We start from the raw sequence: 6,965 nt of genomic DNA on the forward strand, positions 1-6,965 counted from the left end.
CCACAGGACCGGCGCGCCCCCGCGATCACCAGCAGGACATCAGAGCGACTTGCGGAAGGCCTCCGCCACCGACAGGAAGATCGAGTTGCCCTCGGCCTCGCCGATCGACACCCGCACGCCCTCCGGGAACGGCCGCACGATCACGCCGGCCTCGGCACACGCGGCGGCGAACTCCTGCGAGCGGTCGCCGAGCCAGAGCCAGACGAAGTTGGCCTGCGAGTCCGGGATCTCCCAGCCCTGGGCACGCAGCCCGGCCACCACCCGGGTGCGCTCCTCGACCAGCGCCTCCACCCGCACCAGCAGCGCCTCCTCGGCCCGCAGCGAGGCGACGGCGGCGTCCTGGGCGAGCCGGCTCACGCCGAACGGGGTGGCGACCTTGCGCAGCGCGGCCGCCACCGGCTCGTGCGCGATGGCGAAGCCGACCCGCAGGCCCGCCAGGCCGTACGCCTTGGAGAAGGTGCGCAGCACGCAGACGTTCGGGCGGTCCCGGTAGAGGTCGATGCCGTTGGGCACCTCGGGGTCACGGATGAACTCGATGTAGGCCTCGTCCACCACGACCAGGACGTCGCTCGGGACGGCGTCCAGGAAGCGCTCCAGCTCGGCGCGGTGGATCACGTTGCCGGTGGGGTTGTTGGGGTTGCAGACGAAGATCAGCCGGGTGTTCGGGGTGACCGCGGCGAGCATCGCGTCCAGGTCGTGGTCACCGTTGGCCTTGAGCGGCACCGGGACGGGCGTGGCCCCGGCGACCGTGGCGACGATCGGGTACGCCTCGAAGGAGCGCCAGGCGAAGATCACCTCGTCGCCCGGGCCGGCCGTGACGAGCACCAGCGACTGGGCGACGCCGACCGAGCCGGTGCCGGTGGCGATGTGCTCGGCGGGCACCCCGAAGCGCTCGGCCAGCACCGAGGTCAGCTCGGTGACCCCCATGTCGGGGTAGCGGTTGAACGAGCCGGCCGCCTTGATCGCCGTCTCCAGCACGCCGGGCAGCGGCTCGTAGGGGTTCTCGTTCGAGGACAGCTTGTAGGCGTCGGCGCCGGCCGGCTTGCCGGGCTTGTACGTGGGGATGCCGTCGAGGGTCGGCCGCAGCCGCGGGCCCTGCGCTGACGTACCACTGCTCACGGTCGTACTCCGTTTCCAGTTGCGGAACTCTCCGGTGCGCTCGCCCGCCACGGACGGGTTCGCCTCCGTGCCCGGAACCTCGTGACGCGCCCGGACCACCCCGGTCGGGTGCCTTGCACGATACCGAGCCGCCCTCACCCGTAGGAGTGAGATGCCCGGTCGGGTTACAGGCGCAGATCAGCCATTCTGCCCGGTTCCTTTGGCACATGTCAGAGGTAAGAGGCCTGGTTTCAGGCGGGTATCGAAGGGGCGCACCCCGGCTCACTCGTGGAGAAACGTATCTCCGCAGGCTCCCGATGCGCCGGTCACAGACCCTTGTCAGGAGCCATACGATCGGTCCGCCATGACAGCAGCAGCCAACCAGAGCGGTCGGCGTCCCACCACCTCGCGGCGTCTGGAGCGGGCCGGCATCCGGGATGTGGCAGCAGCCGCCGGAGTGTCGATCACCACGGTCTCCGATGCGCTGAACGGAAAGGGCCGCCTGCCCGACGAGACCCGCAGCCGGGTGCGCGAGGTCGCCGAGCGCCTCGGCTACCGCCCCTCCGCGGCCGCCCGCACCCTGCGCACCGGACGGTCCGGCCTGATCGGGCTGACCGTCACGACCTACGGTGAAGAGCCGTTCACCTTCACCGAGTTCGCGTACTTCGCCGAGATGGCCCGGGCCGCCACCAGCGCCGCCCTGGGCCGCGGCTACGCGCTGGTGGTGCTGCCCGCCTCCTCCCGGCACGACGTCTGGGGCAACATCGCCCTGGACGGCACCGTGGTGATCGACCCGCCCGACCAGGACCCCCTGGTGAGCGAGCTGTACCGGTCCGGCGTCCCGGTGGTCAGCGACGGCAAGCCCGGCAACTGCCCGGTCACCGCCTGGGTCGACAACGACCACGAGGCCGCCGTGCTCGGCATCCTCGACCACCTCTCCGAGGCCGGCGCCCGCCGGATCGGCCTGCTCACCGGCACCAGCACCGACACCTACACCAGGCTCTCCACCGAGGCCTACCTCGGCTGGTGCGCCAAGGTCGGGCAGGAACCGGTGTACGAGGCCTACCCGGCGCACGACCCGGCCGCCGGCGCCGTCGCCGCCGACCGGCTGCTCGCCCGCCCCGACCGGCCGGACGCCGTCTACGGACTGTTCGACCCCAACGGCACCGACCTGCTGGCCGCCGCCCGCCGGTACGGCCTGCGGGTGCCGGACGACCTGCTGCTGGTCTGCTGCAGCGAGAGCGACGTCTACGCGGCCACCGAGCCGCCGATCACCACGCTCTCGCTCAAGCCGCGCAAGATCGGCACCACGGTGGTCAACCTGCTCATCGACGCGATCGAGGGCGTGGACTCCGGGACGGGCGTCGACATCGCCCGGCTCTTCCCGCCGCGGTTCCGCACCGCCGGCACCGGGCCGCCGCCGGGCACCCTGATGCCGACCGAACTGATCGTCCGCGCGTCCTCCCAGCGCCGGAGCCCGCGCACCACCATCAGCCCGCCCCGCCCTCCGGGCGAGGTTTAGACCACCGAGCCACCGCACCGGGCACGGGCCGAGGGGCCACGTGCCGAGGCGGCGCGACGAGCGCTCGGGCAGTGCTGACGAGACCGTACCGAGCCGGGACAAAACGGACCCCGCGGGACCGCCCGGCTGACGCTCCGGAGGATTGGATACCCACCAGGTGACGACGCCGGGAGAGTGGTCTTCCTATGATGGGCGAATGACACCCGAGGACCGCTTCCCCGGACCCGAGCACCCCCACTCGGGCCCCCGCCACCAGCCGGACCTCGACGTGCTGCCGTACGGCACCTATTACGAACCCGATCCCGCCCCCGGCTACCCCGCCGCGTCCTACGACGGGGAGACCTACGAGGGGGAGACCTACAGCGGCTACGGCGGAGCCCGCTACCTGGAGCAGCACTGGCACGCCGACGACCAGGGCCACACCGTGCACGCCCAGGGGATCGGCATGGACCACGCCCCGGCCTTCCCGCACCAGGGACAGGACGGCTACGAGGACGGCGCCGGGTACGAGGACGGTACCGGCTACGAGGACGGTACGGCCTACGAGGACCGCCCGGGCTACGACGGCCAGGAGCAGGGAGGTTACGAGCCCACCCTGCCCGACCAGCCCTCCCCGGCGCTCCAGATCGCCGGCCGCGACGACCCGCCGACCATCGAGCTCGGCCCGCCGCTGCCCGACCCCGCCGCACCGACCTACCCGTACCCGGCCCCCGGCCCCGGCGAGCCGCCCGGCCCGGTCTACGTCGTCGGCGACGTGCACGGCTACCTGGAGGAGCTGCGCGCCGAGCTGCGCCACCAGGGCCTGATCGACGCCGACGGCCACTGGTCCGCCGGCCGCGCCCGGATCTGGTTCCTCGGCGACTTCACCGACCGCGGCCCCGACGGCATCGGCGTCATCGACCTGGTCATGCAGCTGGCCGCCGAGGCCGCCGCGGCCGGCGGCTACTGCCGCGCCCTGATGGGCAATCACGAACTGCTCTTCCTCGGCGCCGCCAAGTACGGCGACGAGCCCGTCCAGTCGACCGCCGGCACCGCCTCCTTCCTCGCCGCCTGGCGGCTCAACGGCGGCCAGCAGAACGACCTGGACCGGCTGGAGGCGCACCACATCAGCTGGCTCTCCCGGCTGCCCGCCATCGCGCTGGAGGACGGCCACCTGCTGCTGCACTCCGACACCACCGCGTACCTGGAGTACGGCGAGTCCATCCCCGACGTCAACGACGCGGTGCACGGCCTGCTCGCCGACGGCGGCGTGGACGAGTGGTGGGACTGCTTCCGCCGCTTCACCAAGCGGTTCGCGTTCCGTGGCGACGCCGGCCCGACCGCCGTCCACGAGCTGCTGGACACCTACGGCGGCAGCCGGATCGTGCACGGGCACAGCCCGATCCCCTACCTCACCGGCGCGGTGCACAACGACGACGGCCAGCCGCCGCACATCCCGGGGCCGTACGTGTACGCGGACGAACTCGCGGTGGCGATGGACGGCGGCGTCACCATGGAGGGGCGACTGCTGGTCGCCCGACTGCCCATCAGCTGACGGCCAGTCGATCACCGGCCGATCGCCGGCCGGTCGCCCATCGATCGTCAACCGACCATCGGCATCGAACAGTTGTTCCCGGCGCCCGCGCCGTCGCACGCGCGCGTCCGGGGGCGCGAAGTTCCGGAAACCGACTGTCAGCCCGGGCGCGCCCGCCCCTACCATGAGGCACACCACACCCGGCCGCCCATCCGGCGGCCCGCCTCCGCGCCCGTTTCGGCGTCCTGAGGGCCGCGCGCCCTCGGGGCGGAGCGAACAGGGTCCGCACGAACGGGGTCCCCATGTCCAACCCCCCGCCACTGCTCGCCGAGGACCGCCCGGAGTACGAGCGCCTCCTCACGGAAGCCCTGCGCGACCGCACCGTCCTCACCGCCCTGCGCGCTCCCGGCGCGCTCACCACCGACCAGCTGCGCATCCGCGCGCTGCGCGACGCCGACCGCGTCAACGCCGCGGCCGCCGGCGAGTACGCGCACTACACCCGGCTGCGCGAGAGCCTGCACAGCGCGCCCCCGCCCCCGCCGACCGGCAGCGAACCCGCCGCCCCCGGGCTGCTCACCCAGCTGCGCTCCGCCAACGGCGGCGCCGGACTGTTCCCCGTCCTCACCGTGCTCACCCCGATCCTGGCCTGGACCGCCGCCCTGTTCCTCCTGCTGATCGGCTACCTCCTGCGCGCCACCAACCCGGACCTCGCCCTCGCCCGGTCCCTGGTCACGGCCGGCTGGGTGGCGCTCGCCGCCGGGGTCGCCGCGATGGCCATCGGCATCATCGGGCTGCTGCTCACCGCCCTGCGCGACGGCACCGCGACCACCCCGGCCGGCACCGACCCGGAGCTCGCCGCCGAACTCGCCGACGCCCACGGCGAGTGGCGCACCGCGCTGCGCGAGCGCGGACTCGTCCCGTACCTGCTCGACACGCTGCCACCGGTGCCGGGCCCGGCGGCCCGGCCCGACCACGGTGGCCCGGACTTCAGCAGCCCCGACTTCAGCAGCCCCGGCTACACCTCACCCGCGTTCACCAGCCCCGGCCCCGACGGACCGACCGGCCCCGAGGGCCGCACCGCCCGCCCGGCCTTCACCCCGCCCGACTTCACCAGGCCCGGGTACACGCCGCCCGACTTCACCGGGCCCGACGAGGTCGGCTGAGCCCTCCGTTCCCCGGCACCGAGGCCGCTTCCGGGGGACATCCCCACCCCCGGTCCGGGTGCGGCCACCATCGCTCCGGGACTCCACCGCCCGCCAGGCTGGGACCCACACGTGGAGAACGACCGGGGGAGACCAACGTTGAGCACCGGATCCGTCCGAACATCCCGCACCGGACCGGCGCTGCCGCTGGTCACCGTCCTGCTGGCGGCCCTGCTGGGGCTGCTCCCCACCGCCGGGCCGGCGAGCGCCGCGCCCGTGGACATCACAGCCGCGAGCGCCTCGCCCGCTCCGGGCGATCCGGTCCCCATCCCGGTCGACTTCACCGGCGCCGGCGGCACCACCCTGCACGGCCTGGTGCTGGCCGCACCCGCCGCGCCGGCCGGCACCCGGGGCCCCGGACTGGTCATGCTCCCCGGGGCCGGCCCGGGCCCGCTGGCCGAGCTGCGGGCCGCCGCCGAGTCCTACGCGCGGCACGGCGTCACCACGCTGATCTTCGACAAGCGCACCGACGGCTACTCGATGACCCACCGGGACTACGGGCAGCTGGCCGACGACGCCCTGGCCGCCGTCCGGCTGCTGCGCACCCGGCCCGAAGTCGCGCCGGACCGGGTCGGCCTGTGGGGCCTGTCCGAGGGCGCCTGGGCGGCCTCGCTCGCCGCCAGCCGCTCCGCCGAGGTGACGTACCTGGTCACCGCCGGCGCGGTCGGCCTCACCCCGGCCCGCCAGCAGGCCTGGGCGTACCGGGGCTACCTGCGCCACGCCGGTGTCTCCGGCTCGCTGCTCACCGCGCTCTCGGACACCTCCGTCCGGCAGCTCAGGGCCGCCGGGCTGTTCCCGGAGGCCGACTACGACCCGGTGCCGGCGTGGGAGCGGGTCCGGCAGCCGGTCCTGGCCGAGTGGGGCACGCTCGACCGCGAGGCCGCCCCCGAGGAGAGCGCGACGATCATCCGCCAGGCCCTCGACCGCGGCGGCAACACCCACTACACACTGCGCACCGTCCCCGGCGTCCGGCACAACCTGCACCTGACCCGGGACGACGGCTACGACCGGCCCGACCGGCTCCCGGCGGACTACGCCGCCGCCGAGTCCGCCTGGATCCAACGGCTCGCCACCGGCCTCCCCGAGGCCTCCGCCGACCCTGCCCCGCCCCAGGACGCCCGCAGCCGCGCGCTCGACCCGCTCCCCTGGTACGAGTCCACCTGGTTCGAGGCCGTCGCCACCCTGCTCTGCCTGACCGGCTTCGCGGGCTACGCGCTGACCGGCGCCGTCCGCCGCCTGCGCCGCCGGCCGCGCCCCGCCGCCCTGCCCCGGGCCGCCCGCTGGGCCGCCCTCGCCGGGACGGCCGCCGTCCTGGGCGGACTCGGCTACCTGCTCTTCCTGACGGTCACCGCCGCGATGTTCCCCGGCCCGGTCCTGTTCGGCCGCCCGGCGGTCTGGCTGGCCGTCCAGCTGCTCGCGCTGTTCGCGCTCGGGGCGGCCGCCGCCGCCGCGGCCGGCGCCCGGCGGGAGCGGGCCGCCCTGGCCGCCGCCTCCGCGGCCGACCGGGCCCGGCTGGGCGCCCTGCTGCTGGCCGGGACGGTGTTCCTGCCCTGGGCCCTGTCCTGGGGGCTGCTGCTGCCCTGACCCGCCCCCCAGCCGGCGGACGACGGCCCGCTCCCCCGCCCGGGGG

At 74.7% G+C, this 6,965-nt stretch carries 5 protein-coding genes; 4 read left to right on the forward strand and 1 reads right to left on the reverse strand.

All coding sequences use genetic code 11. The features are described from left to right. Window positions 1-39: 39 nt before the first annotated feature. Window positions 40-1,119, reverse strand: coding sequence for a histidinol-phosphate transaminase (gene hisC, locus ACFU7Y_RS36885; protein ID WP_224277826.1), 1,080 nt, complete (start codon window positions 1,117-1,119; stop codon window positions 40-42). A 343-nt stretch (window positions 1,120-1,462) separates the two neighbouring features. Here hisC and ACFU7Y_RS36890 point away from each other — a divergent pair, with 343 nt between their 5' ends. The 4 genes from ACFU7Y_RS36890 to ACFU7Y_RS36905 all read left to right on the forward strand — a co-directional run bounded on the left by ACFU7Y_RS36890 (window position 1,463) and on the right by ACFU7Y_RS36905 (window position 6,919). Continuing rightward, window positions 1,463-2,620 carry a LacI family DNA-binding transcriptional regulator gene (locus tag ACFU7Y_RS36890; protein WP_224277828.1) on the forward strand — a complete coding sequence of 386 codons (1,158 nt, stop codon included), beginning with the start codon at window positions 1,463-1,465 and terminating at the stop codon, window positions 2,618-2,620. A 196-nt stretch (window positions 2,621-2,816) separates the two neighbouring features. Continuing rightward, entirely contained in the window at window positions 2,817-4,154 is a 1,338-nt protein-coding gene (locus tag ACFU7Y_RS36895) for a metallophosphoesterase (RefSeq protein WP_380770971.1), read from the forward strand. Between the two features lie 281 nt (window positions 4,155-4,435). Further along, the gene (locus ACFU7Y_RS36900) at window positions 4,436-5,296 is read left to right on the forward strand and encodes a hypothetical protein (protein ID WP_380770972.1); all 861 of its coding nucleotides are present in this window, start codon (window positions 4,436-4,438) and stop codon (window positions 5,294-5,296) included. 138 nt (window positions 5,297-5,434) lie between these two features. After that, entirely contained in the window at window positions 5,435-6,919 is a 1,485-nt protein-coding gene (locus ACFU7Y_RS36905; protein ID WP_380770973.1) for an alpha/beta hydrolase family protein, read from the forward strand. The last annotated feature ends 46 nt before the right edge of the window (window positions 6,920-6,965 follow it).

Origin of the sequence: Kitasatospora sp. NPDC057542, assembly GCF_042801945.1 — a bacterium.
GTDB lineage: Bacteria > Actinomycetota > Actinomycetes > Streptomycetales > Streptomycetaceae > Kitasatospora.

Coding starts and splice junctions, on each gene's coding strand:
- ACFU7Y_RS36900 (WP_380770972.1), top strand. CDS start 4,436: ATGTCCAACCCCCCGCCACTGCTCGCCGAGGACCGCCCGGAGTACGAG.
- ACFU7Y_RS36890 (WP_224277828.1), top strand. CDS start 1,463: ATGACAGCAGCAGCCAACCAGAGCGGTCGGCGTCCCACCACCTCGCGG.
- ACFU7Y_RS36895 (WP_380770971.1), top strand. CDS start 2,817: ATGACACCCGAGGACCGCTTCCCCGGACCCGAGCACCCCCACTCGGGC.